This is a genomic window from Dyadobacter soli (assembly GCF_900101885.1).
Classification (GTDB): Bacteria; Bacteroidota; Bacteroidia; order Cytophagales; family Spirosomataceae; genus Dyadobacter; species Dyadobacter soli.
The window spans coordinates 426,115-451,999 of record NZ_FNAN01000001.1; the positions used below are offsets into that span (position 1 = coordinate 426,115).

The window sequence follows — 25,885 nt, forward strand, 5'->3', positions numbered from 1 at the left end:
CGGCAAAAAGCACTTTTCGCCGCCCGCTACTTCAATTCTTCAATGTAATTATCAATTTCTCATAAAACGCTTCCGTAACACTTCCCACATAGTTATAGGGAACCGTGGTTCTGGGGAATTGCAATGTGGTAACGTCATTGTCCACAAAGAAAGATGTCGACGAGAAAACAGTGATAGGCACAACCCCAGACCCGGTGCTGGTGAGCTGGTAGGGAAATACCATTTCGAAATCGACATCCATACTTTCACCGATGGGCATGTTCAAGGCAAGCGGAGAGCCGATTTGGTCTCTTTCACCATACGTGCCGCCGCCGACACTTGTGTGCAGGATGCGTTTGCCGGAAGTATTGTGGGTAAGCCCGATCAGATACCCTTCATTGACTGGGAACGACGGTGACGCGATCCTTTTCAAGGTCATTTTAACACCAAACGTAGCCACACCTATTTGCCCTGCCACATTTCCTGTGTAGGTATCACCCTTAGCCGATGACCGCGGCAGTGAAAGCACCTGCTCCGATCCGGTGACTGTACCTGCGGGCACCCCGCCAGCGCCCAGAAAGGTTATTTTTTCAATGGAAAACTCGCAGGGATACATCCGGTCTGTGCCATCTACTGTCTTGCATTTGGATTCGGGCAGGTTGCCGGATGTCACTTCGTGGTCTGTACACGACAAAGCGAACATCAGGACGCCATAAACGATTGTCAGCGAGACGGAGGTTAAATTGAGTTTGAGCATAGTTGTGATCGAAAAAGTGAAACAGTATGAAAGGGATGTACTTATTGGCAAGGCCGTCAGACAATACCGAGCCTGACAGCAACTTTGGTCAGACCTACCGAATTTTTCACGCCCAATTTTTGGAACAAATTTCTCCGGTGTGTCTCCACAGTTTTTTCACTGATAAATAGCTGATCTGCGATGCGATTGGTGGAATATTCGCTGGCGACAAGCTGCATTACTTCGAGTTCTCTTTTGCTGAGGAAATTTTTTACGGCAGGCGGCGTCTCCTTCGGCGGTTGATCTGCAAATGGTTCGGCGAGTTGCTGCATTACCTGCTGCCCGTAATAGGTTTTCCCTTCCGAAAGCGATTTGATGGCCCATTCCCATTCATCGACCTCCGCGACCGGATCGATGTAGCCATGTACGCCCGAATGCACGGCTCCACGCACCGCATCCAGGCATGATGTGGGTGCTGCGAGCAGGAATTTGAGCCGGGGATGAATTTTTCTGGCAGCAAAGATTTCGCCGGCGATTTCGGCGGCGCAGTAGTGAAAGACAATGACCATTTCAACCGTCCCCGGTTGCATGTATTGCGCGAACCGGTCCAGACTACCGCTTGTGCCGGTCAATCGAACATAAGTACTTTTTAATAACCACTCAGCAACCGCGGCGCATTCCAGCGGGTGCGGGTGGACAAGATAAGTACGGATTACTGGACGGTCCATATCAGATTGGCTGCAAAAGTTAGCATAAGTGTCGGTATTGAAATGCGGACAAAACTATCGCCGGCAGCTCAGACCGGCATTTGCCATTGCTGCAAATGCTTTTGATTTTGTTTCTGCACGCCGATGAACGAAAGTACAATTCGCCTGGTCGCGCGTGTTGAAGGATCGATGAAAGAGCAGTACTAATCGCTGAATGGAATATTATTCGCCTCGTGACGATTTACTTATATCTCCGCGGGCTTGAAATTTGCAACTCTGGCCCGGCACCTACGACGGGCATGTTACGGGGGGGCAACATCAAGAACATTTACGTCAGAGGACGTTCGATTATAATAAAAGCCGGCAAGGTTATGTACGTACACACCTTGCCGGCTTCGCATTCAGCATCATAGCAAGCGATAGGGCCGCGTCTATTTAGCGAGCAGGCTTTCAATTGTGCCCTCAAAATGCGATTTATATTTCAAATGGTATTCCGGCGCACCCGGCCCGTAAAATCCGGAGGTGATATCGCGGACTTTATGGCTCCGGTCAAGCAAAATAGTAGTCGGAAATGCCTTTAATGGGGTTAGCGAAGGCAGGGTTTTGGCCGTGCGCTCGGGGTCACTGGCCGTCACCCCGGTGTAGAGCATAGGATAAGCTACCTGGAAACGCTGCTGAAACTTACGCATGCTGGCAACAGAGCGGCTTTCATTAGTGCTAAGCTCGTAAGCGAGTGCGATGATTTCGACATCTTTGCCATTGTTTTTCTGGTAAAAATCGGCCAGATACCGCGTCTCGTCCATGCAATTGGGGCACCACGAACCCATAATTTGCAGCACCACCACTTTATTCCTAAAACGTTCATCATCAAGCGACACCGTTCTACCGTCCAGATCTTTGAAGGCAAAATGCATTGTGCTGTCTTCGCCGCTCTTCACGGCAGCTTCCATTGCCGTAAGCTCAGGGCGCTCGCTTCTAACCGCGGTCCAGGTTTCCCTGGCTGTGAAACCTGCATAGAAATCTCCGGTGAGCTGGCCATCCTTCAAGTACGCGGTAAGCATCAGCGCATGTGAACCGTCAAAAGTCGACAGGCGCAGGGAATCCCCGGACATCGTGCCCGTCAGGTACCGGTAGTCGCCCGAAGGCGTAAGCACCGAACCGGTGACCTTGCCTCCCTGCTGCTCAAATTGTGCGATCGCCTTTCGTTTGGTTTGGTTGGGCCTGGTGAACTCGACCGCCCATTTACCCGAAACCGTGGAGACATTGCCGGATGCGGTTGCCGGGAACCTGGCTTTGCCGGCGATGGCGGTCATCGGTATGCGCACATCACCGTTTTCGCTACCGCTCACCCAAAAGCCGTCGAGTCTGGCATTACCATGGGCTTTCAGCTTAAACCAGGATTCAAAAACCGGCATTTTCCAGACAATCGAGTCTCCGCCGGCTACGCCTTTTTCCAGCAGAATACGCTCTGTCCCGTTGACGACGTAAACCTTCGGGTTTTCTGTCGTATCTGCCACTTCCAGGTCGAAGGGGATCTCTATACCGTCTTTTCGGATAATAGCCGCGCGCCAGTTTCCCTCACGCAAAGATGTCTGAGCGAAACCAGCCGTTGAGAGCAGTGTCCCGCAAATGAATAATGCTTTTGAAATGGCCATGATGGGTTTATTTATTGATATTGGGCCAACCCTGATTTGAGGTAGTCGGCATAGTTTTGAGCATTGTAGTCGGCACCCTGTGGCGTAACCATCGGCTGCTGGGTATCCGGATCGAGCAGGACGTAAAAGGGCTGCGAATTGGTATTGAACCGGCTGGCCTGGATATCGCTGTTCAACCCGCCAATAGTTTTGATCTTCCGGTCACTGAATGCGCTTACGTACTGTTCCGCAGCCGGCAGTTCCGTTTTATCGTCCACATAAAGCTGGATAAGCACATAGCTATCCCGGATCAGCGGGTAAACCTGGGGCTCGGGCCAAACGGCCGCCTCCATCTTCCGGCAGTTTACACAGGCATGTCCCGTGAAATCGATCAGCACCGGCTTATGCACTTTTCTGGCATAGGCCAGGCCTTCTTCATAGTCGAAGAACGGGTCGAGCTTTAATGGTTTATCAAACAAGTCGCCGTACTTATGCTTGCTTTCAGTCGCTACCGCCTCCGACTTTCCGGCAGAAGGTACCAGAGCGGACGTGTACAGATCGAAATCCTGACTGGTCTGCGGTGGAAGGAATGCCGAAATGGATTTTAACGGAGCTCCCCACAAGCCGGGTATCATGTAGGCCGTGAATGCGAAAACAATAACGGACATCACTAAACGCGGAAACGAGATATGGGCGAGCGGGCTGTCGTGAACGAATTTCAATTTACCCAACAGGTAGAACCCGGCCAGGGCGAAAATGGTGATCCAAAGCACGAGAAATACTTCCCGGTCGAGCAAATGCCAATGATAGGTCAGGTCGACATTACTGAGGAATTTCAATGCGAGGGCCAGTTCAAGAAACCCGAGACAAACCTTTACGCTGTTAAGCCAGCCGCCGGATTTGGGAAGGTTACCGAGCCACGAAGGAAAAATCGCGAAAAGTACAAATGGTAAGGCCAGCGCCAGAGAGAAGCCGAACATCCCCGTTGCAGGTCCCAGGCGTTCGCCGGAGGTAGCGGCCTGCACCAGCAAGGTGCCGATCACCGGTCCTGTACAGCTAAACGACACCAGCGCCAATACCGCAGCCATGAAAAATATTCCCGAAAAACCGCCTCTGGCCGTATTCTCTTCCGCCTTGTTAACCCATTTGCCGGGCAGTACGATTTCAAATGCGCCAAAAAACGAGGCAGCAAAAACAATCAGCAGTAAAAAGAACACAAAATTAAAGATACCGTTGGTGGACAGGGCGTTCAGGGCATCAGAGCCAAACAGCACCGTAATCAGCATCCCCAACCCGACATAGATCGCAATGATCGAGAATCCGTAGATCGCCGCGTCGCGGATCCCTTTGGCCCGGCTGCTGTGCCTCTTTGTAAAAAATCCGACAGTGAGCGGAAGCATTGGAAAAATGCAGGGTAATAAGAGGGCGGTAAGTCCGCCTGCAAATCCGGTGAGAAATATGCCGGACAATTGATCGATGAGTGTTTTCATGGCTGTTAATGGATGGGTATTTCAAATTCGGCGGTATCGGGAGGAAGGCATTGAAGGTTATTGCAAACCATATATTCGATGCTGCCCCGGATGGCTTTTGATTTGGGTGTTATCCGGAATTTTTGCTGGAAAGTCACCGATTTCTCGTAGTAGCTCACGGTTGTGTTGAAGGTCTCCTCGAAGTGGTTCAGCGGCTTGGGCGCTATGATTTTACCAACCGGAAAAGAAGCTTTATCGAAATCGAATGTGACTGTCGTTTTAACGGGGCCGTCATTGGGAACTGTCAGCCCGTAGATGTGCCAACCTTTATCAATGTTTGCGCTGATGGAAACGACAGCTTCCGTAGCGGACACTTTTTGGACGGTATATTTCCACTTAACAGGTTTCAGTATCTGGGCATTGGCGGCTGCGCCAAGCACGAGCGCGGCCAGGGCGATGATGAAAGTTTTCATAAATATTTGAAGGTGAAGGTGAAGGTGAAGTCCCGCAGGGGTATGCCCGCGGGCACGGGGTTATTTTCTGGCTTCGGCCAAGGCTTGCTCGTTGAGCCGGATATACTCGTCAAACTTTCGCTCCGTAGCTAATTTGATGCCTGCTTGTGCTGCTGCGATCGCGCCGGGCTTATCACCCTTGCGTAACAGCAAACGGGATTTGAACAGATCATAGGCAGGGTTCGTTGGCACGTCGGCTTTCGCCTTTACTACCCAGCCCAGCGCCTTGTCGGCATCCTTATTATGGTTGATAAAGTATTGAATGCAATTGAAATAGACGAGATTTTCGTTATGGTCAGCCTGCATGAGCTGCTCGATATTGGCGGTAATCCTGGCGTCGTCGTCCGCCAGCAGGTGCACCGATACCGTGGTGTGTTCCCAGGTAAGCTGCAAATCCGTCGATTCAGCCCCGGCATTGGCAAATGAAATGGTGAAAGTTTCTACCGGTGTTGCGATTTGGGCGGCTTTCACCTTAAAACGGACCAGGTCTTTTTGAGCATCGTAACTATACGCACCCCATTCCTTGCTGGCTTTATTAATAATGATGGTCCACTCCTCCTTGCCGGGAATAGTGAACAAGGAATAGTCTCCCGCCGGTACTTTCTGTCCTTCGAAGCTAACGTCCTGTGGAAGGCTTAATATTGTGGCTGTATTGGCACCCGTCCGCCAGACCTCATTGTACGGTACCAGGGCGCCAAAGACCTTTCTACCCTTTACATTCGGCCTGGAGTAGGTTACTTTCACCTGTCCCAGGCCCACGTCCTGAACGATCGTCTGGGCGCTGCTCGCATTGGGCAGGCCCGGCACCTGTGCCATTGCGGCGGAATTAATCAACAGAAAAAGGAAAAGGCCTACCAGAAGATCACGATTTGATTTCATAATTTGTTTCGTTTTGATTTCTGGTTCAAAAGTAGGCCGGGCCATCGGACGCGCATGGTGAAAACCCCCTCAAACGGACACAATCGCCGCCGGGTTAGACAATGGCTACCGGCAACCGGACTTGACAATGGACATGTTCCAGACGCCGCCGTGCTTCTACGAGAACTTACACCGACTTTGCAAATGTGTCCAGGAAGTGAAGATATTCATCGACACTGCTATCAATCCATTCTTTGGAGGAGTCGAGTTCGATGCCATAATACCCGAAGAATGGCCGGTAATCTGCTTTTACGTATTCGAAGCTGAGCTCAAAAGGGCGGGTTAGTTCTTCAACGGTGTACTTGTACCTTGCCGAGTGGTTGTACTCATGCTGGTCAATACCAAGGGAAATTGCCAGGGCCACTTTTTTACCGGCCATCTTGTACCCGCTCCGGCTTCCGTATGCCCAGCCGTACGTCATCACTTCATCCAGCCACTTTTTCAACAGTGGCGGGCAGTTGAACCAGTAAAAGGGGAATTGAAAGATGATGCGGTCGTGTTGCTCTATTAACCGCTGTTCCGCGGGAACGTCCAGTTTTTCGTCGGGATAGGCTTCGTGCAATGAATGAATAGTGAACTTTTCGGGAAACCTGTTTAATGCTTCGAGCCACTGCTTGTTTACTATTGAACTGTTGATGTCGGGATGGATGACGATTACCAATGTCTTCATTACTGCCTGTTTTGATTTTTTTTCAAAATTATGGCGGTAACCCTTAACATTGTAACTTGACTACCTAATGTAGGGTACTATAAAAAATGTAAGTAATGTCAAAAGTGAAGGTTAGTTCTACCAACTTCGCTAACAAGGCAGCGTTAAGCGATGAATGCTCCGAAGTTTATGCGGCCAATATCATTGGCGGTCAATGGTCGCTAGCCATTATAGCCTGGCTGATGAATGGCAAATTAAGATTCGGGCAATTGAAAAAGCTGCTGCCGGGCATCACTGAGCGCATGTTAACACTTCAATTGAGAAAGCTTGAAGACAACAAAATAGTCACCCGTGTTGTTCATGCGGAGGTCCCGCCAAGGGTCGATTACGAGCTCACAACAATCGGATACGAGCTTAAACCCATTATTGATCAACTTTCAATTTGGGGCGATAAGCACAAGGGGTTGTAAAATCGGCACCGGCAAAGTTTCAGCTGCCGAAGGTCTGTTTCAAATAAAGTCAATTTACATATCCTTCCGTTTACGTGCCAGCAATCGATTGATTAGCGGCTTTGCGATTGAATATGGATCTGCCAGTCCAACCGCATAACCTGTCCAGGCCTTTACAACTTTACCGTTTTGATCTACAATATATGTGGTTGGAAAGCCATCAAAATAGAATTTATCAGCCACGTCCCCAGAGTTGGATACTATGTTGAATAAAAACTTCGATGAGTTCAGGTAATCCGCTTTCAGCGCATGTTCAGCATCCGTTGAAAATCCAATAAACACGACATCCCTTCCTTTAAACTCGTTTCGCAATTTATTGAGTGCCGGCATTTCAGCCACACAAGGGGCGCAAGATTTAAACCAGAAGTTAATCACTAATACTTTGCCTCTTAAATTCGAGTCGTTGAACTTTTTGCAATCGATTGTGGTGAAGCTGAGGTTGGGAATCGATTTGTTTCGGACGCAATCAGACCAGTCATTTTCGAGTTTTCGCAAGCTGAGCAGTGAAGCACTAGTTAACGACTTCAAGCCTGACTTTCGGGCTACATCATTATCATAAACATTTTTTTTAGCCTTGTAAAGTGCCGTGCCGCAAGATTCCAGCGTAGTTTCTTGCCCATGAGCTATTTGGTTAAGTGTAATGATAACTAAGGCTAAGAGAAGTCTTCCCATTTGAATCATTATCGTTTTCAACGTCTAAAAGCTTTGACGGATAGCCACGATCTGTTTGTGCAGGCTTGCGGGGTTTTTTGTGCTACCAGAGATGCTACTGAGGTTTAACGTATCGCCATGGATTTTAAACTTGAATTTGCCCATGATGTCGTTCGTAAAAGACCAACTTTGGCCGTTTGCACTTCCTTGATCCTCACAAGCCTTATCACTGCTGGTAAAGAGGGTCGTCCCTTGAATTTCGTCAACGGAAATCGCACCTGCGCAGCCGCATTCTGGCCGGTTAAATTTGGCGCCGTCAATTTCAAAGTTTACAGCGTGCGTTTCGATCGGGTAGTCAGGGTTAACGTTGCCGTCATCATCAAGTGATACGTAAGTGATTTCGCCGCTGTAAACTCCGGAGAGGGGATTGTAAACGGGATCAAGTTCGGTGTTTTTCTTCTGGCATCCTGAAATTAATGCCACTGATACTCCAAGCAAAATAAAATGAATTTTCATGGCGGCTTGACGTTTTAAATGAACTTGGTTGATACTTATCACTCAAAAGGGTAAACGTGTTTGGAAAAGCTGCGGGTTCGCTACTTTAAGACGCAAAATTTTATTGTTTTGTTGCAAGGTTTTGGTCCATTGAGTATGATCAGTAAAATCATGAAGCCTGGCTCGCTGCGCGGGCATTATTCCCGGCACGCGAAACAGGCGCATGATCCTTATGGTGATGAATGGTTATTCAGGCTCGGCCTTACATCGTTACTTGGTCAGCCACTTTTCAACGGCTCGCGAGAAATCGGCGACGTCGATCGGGTGACGGCTGGTGATCAGGTTGCCGTCCGTCACCACCGGTTGTTCGAGAACGGTTCCACCGGCATTCTTCAAATCGACCTGGATGTTCCAGTAGCCGGTCAGCTTGCGGCCGTTGAGAATGTCGGCCGACGCCAATACCACCGGCGCATGGCATATCGCAGCGATCAGCTTTCCAGATGCATTGAAATCGCGGATGAATTTGATCACGTCCTTGTCCTGGCGGAGGTTATCCGGGTTCCAGGCACCGCCAGGGATGAATACCGCGTCATAATCAGCCACTTTGATCTGGTCGGCGGTCCGGTCGAACTTAATCCAGCCGACGGGCTGCAAGTATTGAATGGCCATGATATGGGTTTTGGCCATTTCGGGGAACATGAGTCCGTAGCGCTCAGGTGCAGGGACAAATTTCGGCGCGACAATGTCCACCTGTGCGCCCAGCTCGCGGAAATACCACACCGGCCCGAGCAACTCTATTTCTTCGAACCCATCCGCGGCCAGCACGGCAATGCGTTTGCCTTTCAGTAATGCTTTGTTTTGAACAGGTGTAAAGAAGAATGCGCGTAAAGCTTCATTTCCCGGTGCATTCAGCAGCTGCGACACCGGCATGTTGACAACCGCCGCCGGTGATCCGAGTTTGTTCAGAACCGACAGTTCGTAGTCGGCTGCTGCATTTGATTTGTCCTGGGCTTGCGCATTCGCTACCGCTGAGAGGCCCACAAGACTTGCTACTGTCAATTGTTTGATCGTTTTCATTGTTGGAATTGATTTAAAAGAGTTTTGATGTTAATTTTTTGAACTATGAATTCTAATCCGGCCACCCGTTGCCGGCAATGCTATGAGCCTGTGAAGCCCTTTCTGGAAAGGCTGTTCCAGAATGCTGGTATTGAGATAATCGATTACCGGCTGTATCGGCGGGAAATTCAGGTGGTACTGAAAACCATCTTCACTCCTGAATTTTTCGTAGGTGACAAAACGGGTGCTGTCACCGGCAAACTGCGAGAGCTTAACTTTTCAATGCTTGCTGAAACGCTTTCCGGTGGCTTTCTTTTACATCATACCTCGTCATTACACCGAATGAAAGCCATCGATAGGGTGAGAAATTCATTTTTGCTTTCATGGCCGTGCTACTGCGCGATTTTAATGAGCAGGTCCGAGATGGTGCGCGGCTGCGACAGGAAGGGCGAATGGCTGGTATTCACCGGGTATACCGCTTTGATACTAGCCGTGGCAATCATTTTGTCCTGCAAGCCCGGGCTGATCACCACATCCTGCGTCGTTTTGATATAGGCCTTTTCCACCGAGCCGAAGTTGGCATCGGTCAGAGTCACTTTATCGCCGAATGGGATCGACGGTTCTGCGCGGTAGTGGGCCAGTACCTGGTCCTTCGCGGCTTGTGAGCCATCGCCGATAAACAATGCGGTCAGCGCTTCACGCTTCACGTCGAGCGTAAGATGATCTGCGGAGAGGACAAGCTGCGCGCCGAGTTTGGAGTCCGGGTCACTCTGCGAGAGCTCGCCCAGGTTTTGTCCCGAAGCAGGAACAAATGCGCCGATGTACACCAGTTTGCTGATTTTCGCAGGAATCTTTTCCGCTGCGTTGGTCACCACCATACCGCCCATGCTATGGCCTGCCAGGATTACTTTACCATCGGTTTTTGAGATTGCTTCAACTACCTTATTAGTATATACGTCAAGGCTGAGCGTATGCGTCGGGGTATGGTCACTTCCGTGGCCGGGAAGCTCCACTACGATCACTTTGTTGCCCTTACTTTCCAGATCCGCCCTTACGGCGTCCCAGACGTAGGGAGCTTGCCATGCCCCGTGCACCAGCACGTAGGTATTGGCTTTTGAAATGGTGGGCTCATCGCTTTTTGCACAGGATGAGCACGCGAAAACTGCAAGCACTGCGGATAGCAGTGACGAAATCGTCTTTTTCATTTGACTAAAAATTTGATTGTTAAAAAATGAGTTTGCCTACTTTGTGTGACGGTGTTCGGCGGATTCCGTGTTTTCTTGAATTACTTGTACCGGCGCAGGAATATCGAACCCATTTAATATGGTGGCTATCAGGCAATATCCGCCTACGAGGAAGAAGAGCTCTGCTACGCCATCCTGACCAAACAGTTTTACGGCGAGCCTGTAAGTAGCGTCGGGAACAATGTGGCCGCTTACGAGTGTGCGGGCAATGTCGTGCGCAACGCTTTCCTGATCGCCCATCGCGAACGGGCTGCCGCCTGACGCCAGCGTGGAGATCACCGATTGAGGAACACCGAACGCTTCGGCCATAATTTCGTGGGCGTAGAGTTCAAAGCGGGCGCCGAGCTTGCCGCCGACGGTAAGGATGGCCACTTCCCGAACCCGTTTCGGCAGCGTAGCGTGATTGTCCAGCGAGCGCAGGAATGTCAATGCAGGTATTCCGAATTGCGGATAATGCAGCATCGGCGGAAATGGCCCCACCAGCGCGCCGTCGGCGTCCATCATATTTACCTGACCCTGGCTATGGCCGATCAGTTTGGCAATTTCGTCGTGCACGAAACGGACTTCCCCTTGAAGCGCTTCCGGTGCTAATGGTTTGATACGCATGATTTTAAGTTTTTGGAAATGAGAGGATCAATCAATGAACCGGCCGTCGATCAGCACAAAGGCAATGCGGCAAACTTTATCGGAACGGTTGGCCCATGCATGGTTGGTACCGGTCTGGATCACAATGTCTCCGGCTTTGATCAGCGTTTCCGCGCGGTCGAGGACGAGGGTAATTTCGCCTTCCAGCACAATGCCGTAATCGATCGTTTCGGTCTTATGCATGAGTGGGTGCGGCGCGCCTTCGTGCGAGGTCGAAGCTTTTTCATCGCCCATTGCTTTGAACTTCGCGGCGGCATCGGCGCCGGTCAGGTTTCGGATCGCATCGCCTTCCGGCGGGAAATCGATCACCCGGATGCGGGTACCATTTGCGGGAGGCGGCAATATCAGTCTGTCTTCGTCTACTTCGTCGGGCTGCGCGTGGATCAATGCCGGCGTTTCCACCGTATGCCAAACTTCGTAGAATGTAGGCCCCCCGGGGCCGCCTACGAGCTGGGTATGCACGGGCGCCGCGTCGGAAATAATGATGGCTTTGCCGTCTGCATCGTGGCCGGTGACAATGCGTCTGAATGTGTTTGGCTGCGTGTTCATGATTTGGATGTTTTGAAAGGTTGTGAATGGTTTAGTGTCTTTTTGCTTTTTTGAATACAAATACCCCCAGGTAATGGAAGATGATACCGATCGCCCAGGCGCCTGTTTGCCACAATGGCCAGATGTAGGTTTGGTTGGTAAGGGACCAGATGAGCCAGATGGCCGGTACGGTAAGCAAGAACACCAGCAGGTGAATGTTGAAACCCTTTTTGTGATCGACGGTTAAGATGTGCTTTTCCATTGCATTATCATGTTTAAATTGACAATACAAAGTTGCCACCCGTAAGGCAGGCGTACCTGACACAAATGCGTCAAAATTAATGATGTGGTAATTTGTGGTGGAGGTGCGTGAGCGTCTGAGGTTCAGTGCTTTGAAGTCTCAGTCAGCGCCTTCTCGATCTTGGAGGCCACACCCTGGCTAGGTCGGTCAGCAAAATTTTCGATAATGTTTCCATCAGCTCCGATCAGAACATAATGTGGGTACACGCTTACCATATAATTTTTAGCCAGCGTGGTTGCCCAGGAGCGGTTGGCGAATAAATCTATTGTTTTCAGGCCGAATCTTTCGGAGGTAGCCCTCCATTTGGCAATCTGCTGATCATCTGCCGCACCCGGCGTGCCGGTACATATACTGATTATCTTGACCGGCTTACCCTTGAAATGCTCCACAAGCTTATTTTCATAAGGGATTTCTTGGATGCAAGGTCCGCACGTTGTGAACCAGAAGCTGAGATATACTACCTGTCCCCGGTACTGGTTAAGGGTTACCAAGGAATCATTCAAATCTACCAAAGCGAAATTCGGAGCTTTGTTGCCAGCCTTTAGAAGTCGTTTAGTTGCTTTTGCGCGGTGCTTTATAAAGTCAACCAGGTATTGATAATTGGCGGGAAAGTGCTTGCTGAATTCTGTTTCGACCGAGTTTGGATTGTCAACAGAACCGCTCAACTCCCAAATCTCGAAGAAAGAACCCATGTTTTCACCTAACTCTTCCTTTGCGTAATCTGCGGGATTCTTCAACCCCAGTGAACGATCGGATTGGCGCATCTGCCAGAACAGTTGCTCGCGGAGAAAACGAAGGTATTCATACTGGTACATAATGGTTTCGTTCTTCACCTTGACCCTGTTTTTAAATGCATAATAGGATTCAGGGATTACCTGATTTTTCTTTTGGTACATGGTTTGATACCAAACCATGTATATCCTAAGCCAGGCATCGGTATAGTTCAATGCGTTTGTTTCATAGGTAATAAACCAATCGGGAAGCTTATGTGCATTTTGGAACTCTTTCCAAAGCTCATATTGGGCTGCATAGCTTTCATCCATTTTTGCCTGAAACGGAACCAGGTCCACAGCACTCATTCCTGCATTCATACATTCTTGTATGGGATCTCCAAACCGTCTTGTTTTCAACTGGTAGTATTGCTGGATTTCTTTATTTTCTCCTTCAAAGGACACAAGAGACTGACTGGTCGCTTTACTTACATCAGCCAAAATCGACACATCAATTGTATCTCCGGGCGCTCCCACAACCCTGTAAGTTGAGTCCGCTATATGCAGGAAAGAAAGCCCCAAATTTCGGCAGGGACTTGTTAGGTAAATTTCATCATGAGCACGGGTCAAAGTGTCGGGAACGAGACTTACGTCATTCCTGGGAAAGCTGTGGTATGTCCCCAACTTTACGAGAACATTCTCCGACTGAGTCACATACTTGATGTGTACGGTAATAGTGCCCTCCAAAACTAGCTTGTCGGTTGTTTTATCAGTATTTTGAGCACAAACGATGCTGACAGTGAACATCAAGAGAAAACTCACGAATACTTTCATACCTACCTATATATATAAGAATATATTATATTCAAAGATATGGAATTGTCGGACACGACAAGTTAACTAACCCAAAAATGCTTTCAAAAGTAAGCTCCCCGAAACAAGCTCCTCCATGAACGTCGCTACACCATACGAAGTTAAAATGTGGTTATAACAGTTTTAAACATTAAATTTGTCATGCTATCGCTTTATATTACGGGTTACAAAAATGCTTTGATGTGACTGATACTTTTTAATATACAGGGCACCTAATGACTTTATACAGCAAAACTTCCTATCCGGCTCCTTTTATTGATGAAAAGGAATTGCTGCAAAGAATCGGATATGGTGATGAAAGGGCATTCAGGGTGCTGTTCGATCAATACCATCACAAGCTGGGGATCTATATTTTCAGGCTCGTGAAATCGGATGAACTTGCGCAGGAAGTGGTGCAGGATGTGTTCCTGAAAATCTGGACAAACCGGTTTTCATTGGCTGAAATCAATAATTTCCAGGCATATCTGTCCGTAATTGCCAAAAACCACGCGCTTAACTGTCTCAAAAAACTGGCTGCTGAACAGGCACTGATTGCGCCGCTGGATGCGTGGGAATACGACCTGCAATCCGACGAGGCCGGTGATGAAACGGACCGGTACCGCTTGATGGACCAGGCGATTGACCGGCTTCCGAAACAACAAAAAATAGTGTATTTACTAAGCCGTCACGAGCGACTACAATACGCTGAAATCGCCAGGCGCCTGAGTATTTCTCAGAAAACTGTAAAAAAATATTTGCAGATTTCAACAGAATCCATCACTTGTTACATTCGTAAGAGTTTGAATATCAGTATGCTATTTATTATGTTCAATTTTTTTAGAACATAATCATATTTCACTACCTCCGTTTCGACAGGCTTTTTGTCTTCTATATAAACGAAATGTTTGTATAGCCTGCAATACTGTTACCTATGAATGATTATTCCGCCAGATTGTTTTTTTTACTTGATCTGTACAATTCCGGAGAAGCTACCAGCGAGCAGACGGCCGAGCTGATGGACATCATCCGGGAAGGAAAACACGACCGCCAGCTCGACGAGTTGTTGGGAAAGTTATGGAAAGAGCAAAATGACGGAGATACGTTCTTCACAAAGCAGGAAAGCGACCAAATCCTGAATTTCATCCTTACCAATACGCACGAAGAAGATAGCGGAGAGGCAGAATACGCAACAACTTCCTATCGGTGGTCGGGCTGGTGGCGATGGGCTGCCGCGGCGGTGATCCTGGTGATTGGATTTGGAGCCTATCAACGTTTTAATCAGGAAAAGAGAAAAGAAAAAGTGGCCGTCAGTAAGCCGCAGATCAAGGACTTACCACCGGGAGGCAACCGTGCATTGCTGACACTGGCCGACGGTTCCACGATTATCCTGGATAGCGCCGCCAATGGTTTGCTGGCCACCCAGGGCGATACCAAAATCAGTAAAAAAGAGAACGGCCAGCTGGTTTACAATGCTGAAAATGCCGGAAGCGACCAACCTGTAAACCGCACCAATATGCTTGCAACGCCGAAAGGCGGGCAGTACCAATTGCTTTTACCGGACGGAAGTAAGGTTTGGCTCAATGCATTGTCGTCTATCAAATACCCCGCCACCTTCCCGAAAAGCGAACGGAAAGTAGAGGTTACCGGGGAGGTTTTCTTTGAAGTGCAAAAAGACAGAAGCAGGCCGTTCAAAGTGGTCTTCGGTGGAACGGAGGTGGAAGCATTGGGTACCAGCTTCAATGTAATGGCCTACAAGGGGGAGCCCGAAACGAGGACCACGCTGGTCGAAGGGGCTGTGTTGGTCACGAATAACGGCAAAAACCAGCGGCTGAAACCAGGACAGCAGGCCGCCGTCGGCACATCCGGCAACATCACCACTTCCCCGGTTGATGTGGAAGCGGCTATTGCCTGGAAAAAAGGGCTTTTCTATTTCCGCGACGCCGGTATCCAGCAAGTCATGAAAAGCGTAGCCAGATGGTACGATGTGGAAATCAGGTATGAAGGCGCGGTGCCGGTGAGGCAGTTTACCGGCAAAATCCCTATGGACGTCAACATCTCGGAGCTGCTGCAAATGCTGAATTACGCCGGAGTGGGGTGCGCTATGGAAGACGGGCAGGTAGTTGTCTCGGCAAAAAACCGTTAACGTATAATAATTAGCGTTCGAAAATTAAAATCAATAAACCTTCAAAAAAATGAGACAATCCAGAGAGCCGCCGACGAGATGCTTTTGGTCTTGAAACAGGGAAAATGCTACGAACATTTCCCCTGTAAAACCCAGGCCGATCCATTAAAATGCCCGTTCAAAAGCGATTAACGTTTAAACCTAAATTCTACCCAAATATATGATATTAAAATCTTTACTAAGGCGTGGACTATCTTACCGGATAGCCATACCAGCCAAACTATGCCTGACTATGAAACTGGTGACGCTATTACTGATGGCAACCTTCACGCAGGTAACTGCTGTGGGGTACAGTCAGAAAATCTCGATGGAGAAAAAGAACATTTCCATTGAAGCAGCTTTCGCAGCCATCGAAAGCCAGACGGAATACCTTTTCCTGTACGACAAGCTCGATTTGCCGTCGACGCAGTTGGTTTCGATTAACCTTAAAAATGCGACCATAGACCAGGCCCTGAACCAGCTTTTTGCCGATCTGCCGCTTTCCTACAAGGTTTTTAAAAAGAACATTGTCATTAAAAAGAAAGAAATGACAAAGGCGCAAACGCATGCAAAACCGGAACAGAATCCTGCGATTCTGCAATCGATAAGCGGCAAAGTGAGTGATGAAAAAGGCGAGGCCTTGCCGGGTGTCAATATCGTGGTGAAGGGCACGTCCAAAGGTGCTACCACCAATATAGCAGGCGAGTACCAGATAGATCTTACCGAAACGGGGAGCATACTGGTATTTTCCTACGTGGGTTATCTGACGCAGGAAATTGAAGCGGGCAGCAGGACTACACTGGATGTGACCTTGAAAACGGACGACAAGGCTTTGGAAGAAGTGGTGGTTGTCGGCTACGGAACGCAGAAAAAGAGCGATTTAACCGGTTCTATCTCCTCCATTAAAGCGGAAGACCTGAAAAGGCTGCCGACGACTTCTTTCGATCAGGCTATTCAGGGACGTGCGGCCGGGGTGCAGGTAACGCAAGGTTCGTCGGCCCCTGGCGGCCGCGTTTCGATCAGGATCAGGGGCGGTAACTCGCTAAGCAGCGGTAATGAGCCGTTGTATGTGATTGACGGATACCCGATTACAGCCGGGGGGACGGCGGGTGGTAACGGCGCCGGCCAAAACCCGCTCGCTTCTATCAACCCGAGTGACATTGCGTCCATGGAAATTTTGAAGGACGCTTCGGCTACCGCCATTTACGGTTCGCGCGGCGCGAACGGGGTGGTGCTGATCACTACGAAACGCGGGAAAGCCGGAAAAACTTCTGTGACTTACGATGGCTACTACGGCGTGCAGAAAGTGATCAAAAAGCTGGATATGATGAATGCGCGGGAATTTGCCACATTGGTGAACGAGGCGCGCGCCAATGACGGCGTGGCCACACCGGCCTACCCGAACTCCGCAGATCTTTACAACTTCCCGGACCCATCGACACTCGGCGAAGGCGTGGATTATCAGGATGAAATTTTCAGGACTGCGGCCATCCAAAACCATACCCTGAGCATTTCGGGCGGTAACGAGAACACTAAAATTGCGGTATCGGGGAGCTATTTTGACCAGAAAGGGGTGTTGAAAAACTCCGATTTCAAACGCGCGTCCATCAGGGCGAATATCGATACCAAACTGAGCAAGAATATCATGTTCAGTACCAACCTGACTGCCAGCAAAGTGTGGGGGAACAACGGACGGTCGGAAGGGGATGGCGGTGGAAATGCCAATACCGTGAATGCGGCGCTCATTATGCCCGCTACTGTGCCCATATTCCAGCAAGACGGTACGTACACCCGCCTGAACCCGACGCCGGGCGGCTCAACCGTGCATAACCCTGTGCCCATTGTTTTGTTCCAAAAAGATTTCCAGAATATCGACCGCATCCTGGGAACGATGGCATTTACCTGGAACATCATCACGGACCTGTCGCTGAAAGTGTCCCTGGGAACGGACATGTCCACGGCAAGCCGCGAGACGTACGAGCCACGGCAAACTGTCAATGGTTTCAATGCAAACGGGCGCGCCAGCCAGTCGAGCCGCCGCTCGGTATCTTACCTGAACGAGAATATCCTGAGCTACAACAAAAGTTTCGACAAGCACCAGTTCAATGCAGTGGCTGGATACACGCTGCAAATGGATAGGGACCAGCAGTTCAGCGCATTTTCCAGCAACTTCCTGACCGACTTGTATGGTCCGGATAACCTGGATGCAGGTGCTGCATTTACCGCACCCGATTCATACAAAAACCAAAGTCAGCTGGTTTCCTTTCTCGGACGGGTTAATTATACATTTAATAACAAATACCTGATCTCCCTGACAGGCCGTTCGGATGGCAGCTCGAAGTTTGGTGCCAACAACAAATGGGCGTTTTTTCCTTCGGTAGCAGTGGGTTATAAGTTGTCCGAAGAATCGTTTATCCAATCCATCGAAGCGATCAGTAACCTGAAAGTACGTGCGAGCTATGGTAAAACGGGTAACCAGAATATCTCTAATTACCAATCACTTGCCAGGCTGGGTGTTTACAATTACGACCTGAGCGGCGCGCTGGTTTCTGGTTTGGCGCCCGCCAACATCGCCAACCCGGATCTGCGCTGGGAAACAACTGCCACGACCGACTTCGGTATCGATCTCGACCTGTTTGGCAACCGCCTGAATTTTGTGGCTGATTATTATTACAAAAAGACGACCGATCTGCTCTGGAACATCAGCATCCCGCAAACTTCCGGTTTTGCTTCGATTTTCAGGAACATTGGCAGCCTGCAAAACAAAGGACTGGAACTGAGCCTGGGCGGTGAGATTTTTACCGGTGATTTCAAATGGAATTCGCAGGCCAACTGGTCGATGAACCGGAACAAGGTATTGGCAATCCCGGGCTACACACCCACGACGCAGGGTGAGCTTTCCGGGCATCTGAAAGTAACCGGAAGCTGGCTGGCACCGGGCTTGCCGGTGGGGGTTTGGAACCTGCTGAAATACGATGGCGTGTTCCAGGACCAGGCCCAGTTTGACGCCGGCCCGAGATCAGCCAGCAATGATAAGCTCGGCGATGCCCGTTTCATCGACCGCAGCGGAAACGGCTCCATTAACCTGGCTGAGGACCGCATGATCGTGGGCGACCCGAACCCTGATTTTATATTCGGATGGTCCAACAACTTCTCCTACAAGGGATTTGACCTGTCGGTTTATATGCAGGGAACTTACGGAAACGATATCCTGAACATCCAGCGTGCGGAAAGCAATGTTTCAGGACCCTGGGGAAACCAGAGAAAACAGATGTTGGACCGCTGGACGCCCACCAACACGAATACGGATGTGCCGCGTGCGCGGGTAACTGTAAATCCGCTGCTCGTACAATCGTCGTGGCTGATCGAGGACGGATCTTTCCTTCGTGTGAAAACTGCTTCATTGGGATACACCTTCAAACCTTCGAAAGGCATTAGTTCCTGCCGCGTGTACGTGTCGGGCCAGAACCTGCTCACTTTTACCAAGTACACAGGATTTGATCCGGAGGTGAATTCACCCGGAAACAGCAACCTGCAACTCGGGGTAGATTACAACGCATATCCTGCCGCCAGGACGTTCCTGGTTGGGGTGAATGTGGGCTTTTAACTGATCAGTTTTAATTTTTTAACCGATATGAAATCAAAACTCAAAATATGGATCTCTTCCGCACTTTTCGCGACCAGCCTGCTGGGTTGCCATGAAAGCTTCCTGGAAGAAAAAGTGTACGATGCACTGACCCCGCAAAACTTTTATCAAACCGAAGCCGATATGCAGGCCGGTGTGATTGCGGTTTATAATGCCATGCACGCATTTGATTGCTGGGGCCGGCAGGTGTGGCTCGCGGCCGAGTATCCGGGCGAATCATCCTGGCCCAACAACTCCGGCGAAGCGTGGCGTACCGAGCTCGATCAATATACCTGGACGCCGAGCTCCACGGGTTTCAAGCAAATGTGGAGCGGGTTGTATAAAATGGTCAACCGGGCCAATACCGTGCTCCAATATGCCGACCAGGTTACTTATGCGAATCCGGCAAACAAAGATCAGATCCTGGCGGAAACAAGGTTCCTTCGTGGTTTGGCATACCTGACACTCGTACGCTTTTTTGATCACGTGCCTTACGTAACAGTTGAAAATTCGACGGATCTTTATCCTTCCAATGAAAATACGGATGAGCAGGTTTGGACACTGATTATTGACGATTTCAAATTTGCATCCTCCGTGCTACCCGCAACGCACACCGGCAGGAACATTGGAAAAGCCACTGCGGGCGCCGCGCAGACGATGCTGACGAAAGCATATCTGACAAGGGCAGGAAAGCCCTGGAACAAGCAGGAATATTGGGCACTGGCCGCGGCGGAAGCGGACAAGATCATTAAAAATGCCGCTTACGGTTACGGTCTGCACGCTAACTATAACGACGTGTTCACGCTTGCCAACGAGCATGGCAAAGAGTACATTTTCAGTCTGGAACTGGAAAGTGGGATTGGTCTGGGCAAAGATTTTCCAACTTTTACGGGAATCCGCAGCGGAAACCAGTTGAGACTGGACGGCTGGTCTTCATTATGTGCCGAAGAAAAATTCTTCAATTCAATGGACCCGAAAGATAAGCGACGCAACAGGACGTTCGTGATTTCCTACCCTGACATCCGTGGTAATGGCACAATTTACGAGTATCCCAAAACCATTACATTGCCCCATTTCAATAAGCTGATCAACCAGGACGATAACAAAGCAACCGGCACCGGCGACTATGCCACAAACCTGCCGATTACCCGTTATTCAGACCTGCTATTGATGCATTCAGAAGCTGAAAATGAAGCAAAAGGGCCAAGTGCGGCGGCGGTAAGCGGCATTAATATGGTGAGAGAAAGAGCAGGACTGGCTCCGCTGGTACCAGGTTCGATGTCCAAAGAAACGCTGAGGAACGCGATCATTCAGGAACGCGCCTGGGAGCTTTGCCTGGAAGGCCACGCATATTTTGATTTGAAACGTCAGAATGCGATCGTCAGCAGGATCACCAATTTCAAACCGGCTGAAAAGCATTACGCTTTCCCGGTTCCGCAAGACGAGCTGGATGTAAACAAGAACCTGCGCCAGCATCCTGCTTACCAGTAAACGTATATTTTAGCATTACAGAAGTTTCGTAAAAATGCCCCCGGGAGCCTTTTCGCTTTCCGGGGGCATTTTTGGATATATTCGGGTGTTTCTCCTGCCACTCTTCATCGTACATGGTCTGAACCACCTACTCCATATGATTATGTTCCCGCTCCCGCGTACCGGCCTGGTAATACAGCTCGGCGAGCGATTTATGGTATCCCGCCACCAGCTCGGCCCGCTTGATGCGCATATCGATCAGCTTCGTTTCGCGGCTGTTGATAAGGAACAATGTACTTTCACCCAGATCGAACTTCTGCAACTCGCCCCGGAGCAATATTTCCTGGTTGGCAATGCTGCGCGTCTGCACGGCCAGCTGCGCCTGGTAGGCTTTCAGGTCGTTGAAGGAGCTAACGATGTTGGTGCGGATCAGTCTGTTCTCATTCTGAACGTCGAAATGCAGGTCCATTTGTTTTACTTTCAATTCGTTGAGCTTCCCCCGTTCGGCGCGCAGGAAGAGCGGGAACGAGAAATCCACGCCCACTTTGTAATTGCCCCAGGCGAGGTCGTAATACTCCGGCACGTAAGAGCTGAAATCGCGGCGGGTGGTAAGCAACGAGCCGCTTACATTCAGCTTGGGTTTGAGCTTTTCGCGCAGGTAGCTTCGTTCGATAGTGAGCTGCGCACCCTTGTAGCCGAGCATTTGCAGCTTGGGATGCTGGCCGGCGGCGTGGGTAAGCAGGCCGTCGAGATGCGCGTCGTTCGGTACAGCCGTGCTGCTATCGGTGTGCATGGGTATGGCGGTTTCGGGCAGTTCCACGGGATTTCCGCCGGCGTCCCAGAGGTGGTTGGACACGAGCAGCTTCTTGTTCCGGAAGTCGATGCGCACTTTTTCGAGCTGAATGGTGCGCTCCTGCACGGTAATGTAGGCCTCTACCGAATCGATACCCGGCTTGTCGCCGAGGAGCGTCTGGTTGCGCGTGGCTTCGTAGCGGGTGGTAGCGAGGTCGAGGCCGCGCTGCACGAACACATATTGCTGGTAGGCCACAAACCAGTTCCAGTAATCCTTCACCGCCTGAAACCATACCTTGTTGATCTCCGCCACCCGTTCGGCTTCGGCGTAGCCGACCATCACGCGGGCTTGTTTCAGCGTATTCCTGCGTTCGTCTATGAGGAAGCCCTGCCCGAGCGGTACGCTGATGCCCACGCCGGTGAGCCCCGAGAGCGGCGTGCGCATTTCGGGATTGGTATACCTGCCTACGTTACGGTCGTGACCGATTTTCAGGTCCGCCCCGGCTACCCATAGCGGCACTTTCAGCTCGCTCGTCCAGCGGTTGTAATAATTCACATCCCCGAAGACCTTCCGGTCGAGCGAGGCTTTCAGGGACGGGTCGAAGCTTCCGAGCGCCTGCATGACCCGCGCGCGCGCGCCGTCGCTGAGGAGATCGGCCTGTTTCACCACCGGGTGGTTTACAAACACCAGCTCTTCCAGGTCGCGTACCGAAAATATGCGCGAAGTATCCGTGGCGGCGATGTCCTGGGCACGCAGCGGAGCGGATAAGGTCCACGCCATGAGCCAGATGCACCAGGTTCGTCTATATTTAAGTAGTTGAATCATTTCAAAAATCACTTCGCATTTACATTACTTCGAAGACGCCGCAGTTTTATCCGGCTCTTTTTCCAGGCTCGGCGGGAAGCCGTTCAGCATTCGCCATATCTCGTACCACAGCGGCACCGAGCGCAGGATCACGCGCCCGTACACCCCCGAGCCCTGGCGCAGCTGCACCGGCCAGTCTTCGTCGTTGCCGGGTACCGGGTAGGTCGGCGTCACCAGGAGGCGGTACTTGCCGTTGGTGCTGCTCACCATGTCGATGACCGACACTTTTCCCGCGAATGTGCCCACCGCCACCGACGGCCAGCCCGCAAACTGCACCGACGGCCAGCCTTCGAATTGCAGGCGCACGTCGCTGCTGTCGAGAATGAGCGGCACATCCATTGCATTCACATATATTTCCGCCGCTACCATCGGCTGGAAAGGCTGCAAGGTGGCAATGGATTCGCCTTCCTTGATGTTTTCGCCGATACCGGCCTTCAACGTTTTCACCACGAAACCGTCCTGCGGCGCACGTACCACGTAAAGCCCGCGGCGGATATCGATGTTGGAAATTTCGTTACGCAGCTTCGCAATGTCGCCCTGTGCGCTCACACGGCTGGATAGCGCCGAGCTCATATCCGAGCGTGCCTTCGCGACCGACTCCTGGTATTTGGCTTCGATATTGTCGAGATCGATGCGCGCATTCAGCAGCGATTGCTTCGCATTGCTCAGCTTGTTGCTCTGGCTCACCACCTTCGCATTGTCCTCCTGCAATTTCAGGCGGCGGGTTTCGATGTCGGTCAGCGAGAAAAGGCCGTTTTTATAACCCGTCTCATAGCGTTCGAGCCGGGCTTTGCTGATTTCGTAGAACTTGCGGACCGCCACGAGGTCGGCGCTGTCGATCTGCACGTAGTTTTCAGCCTGCTCCACTTTGTTGCGGGCAGCCGCCAGCTGCACTTCCAGTCCCTGCGTCATCGCTTTGATCTGCGCGGCGGTTGCCTCCATTTTCTGCGCGGCGGCATTTTCGGAACCTTCTTTCGCTTGCAGCTGCTCTTGCAGCCGGGTAGGGAGGTTAGGGTCGAAATACGACTGGCTGGTTTCGGAAATGACGAGGATCGTGTCGCCTTTTTTCACCTGTTGCCCTTCGCGCACGGCCCAATGCTCGATCCGTCCGCCGATCTGGTTCTGTACCGTTTGCGGCCGGTCTTCCGGGCGGAGGGCTGTGACGGTGCCGCGGCCCGGGATCGTCTGCCGCCACGGCAGGAACAGCACAATGAGGAATATAAAGAGCAATACCAGCATAATCCTGCCCAGCAAGCGCGGGCCCTGGGTTTTCAGGAGCTGCTTTTCCGATTCAATGCCCAGGTCTTCCCAGTCCCGGCGCTTGGTAAGGTCGCGTGAATGCTTAACCATGGCTCACCTCACTTTCTTCCAGTTCCAGGTCGGTCACCGTGGCAAGTTTTTCGCTGCCCGTCACCATATCGAAAATGGTGTTCAGGCTGGTCATGAATTTTTCGATCGCGTAGCTGATCTGTACGATAATCACCTCCGCCGCCACAAACTGCCCGAGCGTCATCTCGCGCTGCACCACATAATAGGAGCCGAGAAAGAGCAATCCGCCCATGAGTAATGTCCTGACTATCACCGCGCTGGCAAAAAACCGGCGCAATATCCGGAAATGGTCGTTCCGGGCATGGAGGTATTCGGAGGTGATCCTGTCGGTTTCCACCATCACCTTTTTCAGCTTGTCGGGCCGGCCCCGGTAGTTGTCGAGGTCCGATGCCACGTCTTCCAGGTAAGCTACCACTTCATATTTGTGGTGCGATTCCTCTATACTCGTCTGCACGCCGCGTTTGTAATACAGAAACAACACCAGCAGCGTAGAAACGATCGTCAGCAGTCCGAAAGTCATGAAAACCGGGTGGTAGAACGACACCAGGATCGCGGAAAAGATGATTTGCACGCCCGCCGCGACGATTTCCACGAGCAGTTTCGTGAGCCCTTTCTGGATCGTGATCACATCGAAGAACCGGTTGACCAGCTCCGGCGGGTTTTCACCATCGAGTTCCATGCGTTTGATCCGCGGAAAGCGGTAGGCGAATTCCAGCGTCGCTTTGGCGAAAATTTTCTGCTCGATCTGCTCCACGAGCGTGAGTTGGCCGATGAGCAATATCCCGCCCACAACGACCCCGAGCAGTACCATCGCAATCAGCAGGTAGGTAGAGCTATATAATGCACCGTTGGATAGCAGATTAAAGACCGCCGTGGTCCCGAGCGGCAGGGTAAGGCCGATCAGACCGATCAGGCCGGCGTAAATAAAAATGTAGTTGATCGTCGACCGTTCGACGTACAAGATCCCAATAAGCCGTTGCCAGGGGGTGGGAGCATCGGCCTGATATTTTTTTTTCATTGACGAATTCAGTGGCGGAAGAAGGGCAAAGGCAGGCTGCGGGTTTTGCCCCGCCGTCTTTCCAATTAAAGTTTATTTCACGTATTCTGGAACGACAAGAATAGGGCCAAAGGTGCCCCGTTTCCAAGAAAAGTGATAAATTCTAATCTTTCACAGATTCGTTTTAATCATTATTAACGCCATTTTATTTCATGCGTATTTCGGCAAGTAACTACTTGTTTATCAACTACTTTATTTTTTCATTTGATTGATATAAGCTATTGATAAAAAGGCAGTTATGCGAAATGTAAAAGTGCTTTAATTATATTGTTAAAAATCAGGTTTCGTTTTCATTACATCGCACTTCCAGACCTTTAAATGCATTTAAAACGGAAGAATAAATTAATATTTGTTCTAATCATATTCTAATCAGTTTCTAATCAAATCGGGTATGGTTGCCGGATTCGGGCTATTCCGTTGACAACACGGCGAATGCCGTAGTTAGCGCGTGAAGCCCGGGATGAATTCGAGGCGTGTATCCGCCGGAACTTTTGATTATACACCATTTGAATAACAGACTTTTTTTAAAAAATGGAAGCTGAAATAACAATGCAAATCATCCTTATCAAACCCACCCAAAACGTGGTTTTTGGGCTTCAAAAGGGCGCTGGTAACAATTACGAAACTGTTCAAAAGCAAATTTCCACGTCCGATGATTTAACTTTTACGTTTTCAATTAAAGTAAAAGGCGACAGATCAAAAGATGAACTTCCCAAATTGTCGGGCACTTTTGTTCAGGGTCCCGCAGATAGTAAGTTCGTTTATATCGACATTGGCACATATGCTGGCCAAACTGATACGCATTGGTCTAGACGGCTTAAAATCCCGTTAACAGGAATTACCTGGAAGGAAATCGATTCATTGCATGGTGACTCATTATTGCAGACTATTGTTCCCGGGACTGGTCGGGATGGGGGGCCAAACTGTGCAACTGTCAAACCTTTTGCTGGTTGGTATACTAAATAATGAACCTGGTTGGTGAAGCGACCTC

At 50.3% G+C, this 25,885-nt stretch carries 24 protein-coding genes; 6 read left to right on the forward strand and 18 right to left on the reverse strand.

The window, feature by feature from the left end; translation table 11 throughout:
* Positions 1 to 31 precede the first annotated feature (31 nt).
* The 7 genes from BLQ88_RS01510 to BLQ88_RS01540 all read right to left on the reverse strand — a co-directional run bounded on the left by BLQ88_RS01510 (position 32) and on the right by BLQ88_RS01540 (position 6,625).
* On the reverse strand, positions 32 to 736 hold the full coding sequence (locus BLQ88_RS01510; protein ID WP_090146014.1) for a hypothetical protein: 705 nt from the start codon (positions 734 to 736) through the stop codon (positions 32 to 34).
* A gap of 56 nt (positions 737 to 792) precedes the next feature.
* Positions 793 to 1,443, reverse strand: a complete 651-nt coding sequence (locus BLQ88_RS37445) for a response regulator transcription factor (protein WP_090146016.1) — start codon at positions 1,441 to 1,443, stop codon at positions 793 to 795.
* A 410-nt stretch (positions 1,444 to 1,853) separates the two neighbouring features.
* Positions 1,854 to 3,077, reverse strand: coding sequence for a peroxiredoxin family protein (locus BLQ88_RS01520; RefSeq protein WP_090146018.1), 1,224 nt, complete (start codon positions 3,075 to 3,077; stop codon positions 1,854 to 1,856).
* A gap of 11 nt (positions 3,078 to 3,088) precedes the next feature.
* On the reverse strand, positions 3,089 to 4,546 hold the full coding sequence (locus tag BLQ88_RS01525; RefSeq protein WP_090146020.1) for a protein-disulfide reductase DsbD family protein: 1,458 nt from the start codon (positions 4,544 to 4,546) through the stop codon (positions 3,089 to 3,091).
* Positions 4,547 to 4,551: 5 nt separating this feature from the next.
* Positions 4,552 to 4,998, reverse strand: a complete 447-nt coding sequence (locus BLQ88_RS01530) for a protein-disulfide reductase DsbD domain-containing protein (RefSeq protein ID WP_090146022.1) — start codon at positions 4,996 to 4,998, stop codon at positions 4,552 to 4,554.
* Positions 4,999 to 5,058: 60 nt separating this feature from the next.
* Complete coding sequence (locus tag BLQ88_RS01535; protein ID WP_090146304.1) at positions 5,059 to 5,916, reverse strand: DUF2911 domain-containing protein; 858 nt, start codon at positions 5,914 to 5,916, stop codon at positions 5,059 to 5,061.
* 166 nt (positions 5,917 to 6,082) lie between these two features.
* A complete protein-coding gene (locus BLQ88_RS01540) occupies positions 6,083 to 6,625 on the reverse strand; it encodes an NAD(P)H-dependent oxidoreductase (protein ID WP_090146023.1) in 543 nt (180 codons plus the stop codon).
* A gap of 95 nt (positions 6,626 to 6,720) precedes the next feature.
* Here BLQ88_RS01540 and BLQ88_RS01545 point away from each other — a divergent pair, with 95 nt between their 5' ends.
* The gene (locus BLQ88_RS01545; protein WP_090146025.1) at positions 6,721 to 7,074 is read left to right on the forward strand and encodes a winged helix-turn-helix transcriptional regulator; all 354 of its coding nucleotides are present in this window, start codon (positions 6,721 to 6,723) and stop codon (positions 7,072 to 7,074) included.
* A gap of 54 nt (positions 7,075 to 7,128) precedes the next feature.
* Here the strand turns inward: BLQ88_RS01545 and BLQ88_RS01550 are convergent, their stop codons facing one another.
* The 8 genes from BLQ88_RS01550 to BLQ88_RS01585 form a co-directional block, all read right to left on the reverse strand.
* Positions 7,129 to 7,785: a TlpA family protein disulfide reductase gene (locus BLQ88_RS01550; RefSeq protein ID WP_176884863.1), complete on the reverse strand. Its 657-nt coding sequence runs from the start codon at positions 7,783 to 7,785 to the stop codon at positions 7,129 to 7,131.
* 24 nt (positions 7,786 to 7,809) lie between these two features.
* Positions 7,810 to 8,280 carry a hypothetical protein gene (locus BLQ88_RS01555; RefSeq protein ID WP_090146029.1) on the reverse strand — a complete coding sequence of 157 codons (471 nt, stop codon included), beginning with the start codon at positions 8,278 to 8,280 and terminating at the stop codon, positions 7,810 to 7,812.
* Between the two features lie 249 nt (positions 8,281 to 8,529).
* Positions 8,530 to 9,336, reverse strand: coding sequence for a DJ-1/PfpI/YhbO family deglycase/protease (locus BLQ88_RS01560; protein ID WP_090146031.1), 807 nt, complete (start codon positions 9,334 to 9,336; stop codon positions 8,530 to 8,532).
* A 371-nt stretch (positions 9,337 to 9,707) separates the two neighbouring features.
* Positions 9,708 to 10,520 carry an alpha/beta fold hydrolase gene (locus tag BLQ88_RS01565; RefSeq protein ID WP_090146033.1) on the reverse strand — a complete coding sequence of 271 codons (813 nt, stop codon included), beginning with the start codon at positions 10,518 to 10,520 and terminating at the stop codon, positions 9,708 to 9,710.
* A 36-nt stretch (positions 10,521 to 10,556) separates the two neighbouring features.
* The gene (locus tag BLQ88_RS01570; RefSeq protein ID WP_090146035.1) at positions 10,557 to 11,165 is read right to left on the reverse strand and encodes a carboxymuconolactone decarboxylase family protein; all 609 of its coding nucleotides are present in this window, start codon (positions 11,163 to 11,165) and stop codon (positions 10,557 to 10,559) included.
* A 27-nt stretch (positions 11,166 to 11,192) separates the two neighbouring features.
* Complete coding sequence (locus tag BLQ88_RS01575; RefSeq protein ID WP_090146037.1) at positions 11,193 to 11,753, reverse strand: cupin domain-containing protein; 561 nt, start codon at positions 11,751 to 11,753, stop codon at positions 11,193 to 11,195.
* A gap of 31 nt (positions 11,754 to 11,784) precedes the next feature.
* A complete protein-coding gene (locus BLQ88_RS01580; protein WP_090146038.1) occupies positions 11,785 to 11,994 on the reverse strand; it encodes a 2TM domain-containing protein in 210 nt (69 codons plus the stop codon).
* Between the two features lie 122 nt (positions 11,995 to 12,116).
* Positions 12,117 to 13,577 (reverse strand): TlpA family protein disulfide reductase, encoded by a 1,461-nt coding sequence (locus BLQ88_RS01585; RefSeq protein ID WP_090146040.1) that lies wholly within the window; start codon positions 13,575 to 13,577, stop codon positions 12,117 to 12,119.
* Positions 13,578 to 13,831: 254 nt separating this feature from the next.
* Between BLQ88_RS01585 and BLQ88_RS01590 the strand changes: the two genes are divergently transcribed.
* The 4 genes from BLQ88_RS01590 (at position 13,832) to BLQ88_RS01605 (ending at position 20,872) form a co-directional block, all read left to right on the forward strand.
* Positions 13,832 to 14,443 carry an RNA polymerase sigma factor gene (locus BLQ88_RS01590; protein ID WP_090146042.1) on the forward strand — a complete coding sequence of 204 codons (612 nt, stop codon included), beginning with the start codon at positions 13,832 to 13,834 and terminating at the stop codon, positions 14,441 to 14,443.
* Positions 14,444 to 14,526: 83 nt separating this feature from the next.
* Entirely contained in the window at positions 14,527 to 15,738 is a 1,212-nt protein-coding gene (locus BLQ88_RS01595; RefSeq protein WP_090146044.1) for a FecR family protein, read from the forward strand.
* 271 nt (positions 15,739 to 16,009) lie between these two features.
* Positions 16,010 to 19,363 carry a TonB-dependent receptor gene (locus BLQ88_RS01600; RefSeq protein ID WP_176884864.1) on the forward strand — a complete coding sequence of 1,118 codons (3,354 nt, stop codon included), beginning with the start codon at positions 16,010 to 16,012 and terminating at the stop codon, positions 19,361 to 19,363.
* Positions 19,364 to 19,390: 27 nt separating this feature from the next.
* On the forward strand, positions 19,391 to 20,872 hold the full coding sequence (locus tag BLQ88_RS01605; RefSeq protein ID WP_090146048.1) for a RagB/SusD family nutrient uptake outer membrane protein: 1,482 nt from the start codon (positions 19,391 to 19,393) through the stop codon (positions 20,870 to 20,872).
* 127 nt (positions 20,873 to 20,999) lie between these two features.
* On the opposite strand, the gene BLQ88_RS01610 is transcribed toward BLQ88_RS01605, so the two are convergent.
* From BLQ88_RS01610 to BLQ88_RS01620, 3 genes are all read right to left on the reverse strand, one after another.
* Complete coding sequence (locus BLQ88_RS01610; RefSeq protein ID WP_229212521.1) at positions 21,000 to 22,424, reverse strand: TolC family protein; 1,425 nt, start codon at positions 22,422 to 22,424, stop codon at positions 21,000 to 21,002.
* A gap of 69 nt (positions 22,425 to 22,493) precedes the next feature.
* Positions 22,494 to 23,858, reverse strand: coding sequence for an HlyD family secretion protein (locus tag BLQ88_RS01615; RefSeq protein ID WP_090146050.1), 1,365 nt, complete (start codon positions 23,856 to 23,858; stop codon positions 22,494 to 22,496).
* Entirely contained in the window at positions 23,851 to 24,855 is a 1,005-nt protein-coding gene (locus tag BLQ88_RS01620) for an ATP-binding cassette domain-containing protein (RefSeq protein WP_090146052.1), read from the reverse strand. The genes BLQ88_RS01615 and BLQ88_RS01620 overlap by 8 nt, the downstream gene beginning before the upstream one ends.
* Positions 24,856 to 25,425: 570 nt before the next feature.
* Here BLQ88_RS01620 and BLQ88_RS01625 point away from each other — a divergent pair.
* Complete coding sequence (locus tag BLQ88_RS01625; protein ID WP_090146053.1) at positions 25,426 to 25,860, forward strand: DUF5990 family protein; 435 nt, start codon at positions 25,426 to 25,428, stop codon at positions 25,858 to 25,860.
* The last annotated feature ends 25 nt before the right edge of the window (positions 25,861 to 25,885 follow it).

What these genes read in the sequence shown, in the direction of transcription:
- BLQ88_RS01510 (WP_090146014.1), bottom strand. Translation starts at nt 736, where the DNA reads ATGCTCAAACTCAATTTAACCTCCGTCTCGCTGACAATCGTTTATGGC.
- BLQ88_RS37445 (WP_090146016.1), bottom strand. Translation starts at nt 1,443, where the DNA reads ATGGACCGTCCAGTAATCCGTACTTATCTTGTCCACCCGCACCCGCTG.
- BLQ88_RS01520 (WP_090146018.1), bottom strand. Translation starts at nt 3,077, where the DNA reads ATGGCCATTTCAAAAGCATTATTCATTTGCGGGACACTGCTCTCAACG.
- BLQ88_RS01525 (WP_090146020.1), bottom strand. Translation starts at nt 4,546, where the DNA reads ATGAAAACACTCATCGATCAATTGTCCGGCATATTTCTCACCGGATTT.
- BLQ88_RS01530 (WP_090146022.1), bottom strand. Translation starts at nt 4,998, where the DNA reads ATGAAAACTTTCATCATCGCCCTGGCCGCGCTCGTGCTTGGCGCAGCC.
- BLQ88_RS01535 (WP_090146304.1), bottom strand. Translation starts at nt 5,916, where the DNA reads ATGAAATCAAATCGTGATCTTCTGGTAGGCCTTTTCCTTTTTCTGTTG.
- BLQ88_RS01540 (WP_090146023.1), bottom strand. Translation starts at nt 6,625, where the DNA reads ATGAAGACATTGGTAATCGTCATCCATCCCGACATCAACAGTTCAATA.
- BLQ88_RS01545 (WP_090146025.1), top strand. Translation starts at nt 6,721, where the DNA reads ATGTCAAAAGTGAAGGTTAGTTCTACCAACTTCGCTAACAAGGCAGCG.
- BLQ88_RS01550 (WP_176884863.1), bottom strand. Translation starts at nt 7,785, where the DNA reads ATGGGAAGACTTCTCTTAGCCTTAGTTATCATTACACTTAACCAAATA.
- BLQ88_RS01555 (WP_090146029.1), bottom strand. Translation starts at nt 8,280, where the DNA reads ATGAAAATTCATTTTATTTTGCTTGGAGTATCAGTGGCATTAATTTCA.
- BLQ88_RS01560 (WP_090146031.1), bottom strand. Translation starts at nt 9,336, where the DNA reads ATGAAAACGATCAAACAATTGACAGTAGCAAGTCTTGTGGGCCTCTCA.
- BLQ88_RS01565 (WP_090146033.1), bottom strand. Translation starts at nt 10,520, where the DNA reads ATGAAAAAGACGATTTCGTCACTGCTATCCGCAGTGCTTGCAGTTTTC.
- BLQ88_RS01570 (WP_090146035.1), bottom strand. Translation starts at nt 11,165, where the DNA reads ATGCGTATCAAACCATTAGCACCGGAAGCGCTTCAAGGGGAAGTCCGT.
- BLQ88_RS01575 (WP_090146037.1), bottom strand. Translation starts at nt 11,753, where the DNA reads ATGAACACGCAGCCAAACACATTCAGACGCATTGTCACCGGCCACGAT.
- BLQ88_RS01580 (WP_090146038.1), bottom strand. Translation starts at nt 11,994, where the DNA reads ATGGAAAAGCACATCTTAACCGTCGATCACAAAAAGGGTTTCAACATT.
- BLQ88_RS01585 (WP_090146040.1), bottom strand. Translation starts at nt 13,577, where the DNA reads ATGAAAGTATTCGTGAGTTTTCTCTTGATGTTCACTGTCAGCATCGTT.
- BLQ88_RS01590 (WP_090146042.1), top strand. Translation starts at nt 13,832, where the DNA reads ATGACTTTATACAGCAAAACTTCCTATCCGGCTCCTTTTATTGATGAA.
- BLQ88_RS01595 (WP_090146044.1), top strand. Translation starts at nt 14,527, where the DNA reads ATGAATGATTATTCCGCCAGATTGTTTTTTTTACTTGATCTGTACAAT.
- BLQ88_RS01600 (WP_176884864.1), top strand. Translation starts at nt 16,010, where the DNA reads ATGAAACTGGTGACGCTATTACTGATGGCAACCTTCACGCAGGTAACT.
- BLQ88_RS01605 (WP_090146048.1), top strand. Translation starts at nt 19,391, where the DNA reads ATGAAATCAAAACTCAAAATATGGATCTCTTCCGCACTTTTCGCGACC.
- BLQ88_RS01610 (WP_229212521.1), bottom strand. Translation starts at nt 22,424, where the DNA reads ATGGCGTGGACCTTATCCGCTCCGCTGCGTGCCCAGGACATCGCCGCC.
- BLQ88_RS01615 (WP_090146050.1), bottom strand. Translation starts at nt 23,858, where the DNA reads ATGGTTAAGCATTCACGCGACCTTACCAAGCGCCGGGACTGGGAAGAC.
- BLQ88_RS01620 (WP_090146052.1), bottom strand. Translation starts at nt 24,855, where the DNA reads ATGAAAAAAAAATATCAGGCCGATGCTCCCACCCCCTGGCAACGGCTT.
- BLQ88_RS01625 (WP_090146053.1), top strand. Translation starts at nt 25,426, where the DNA reads ATGGAAGCTGAAATAACAATGCAAATCATCCTTATCAAACCCACCCAA.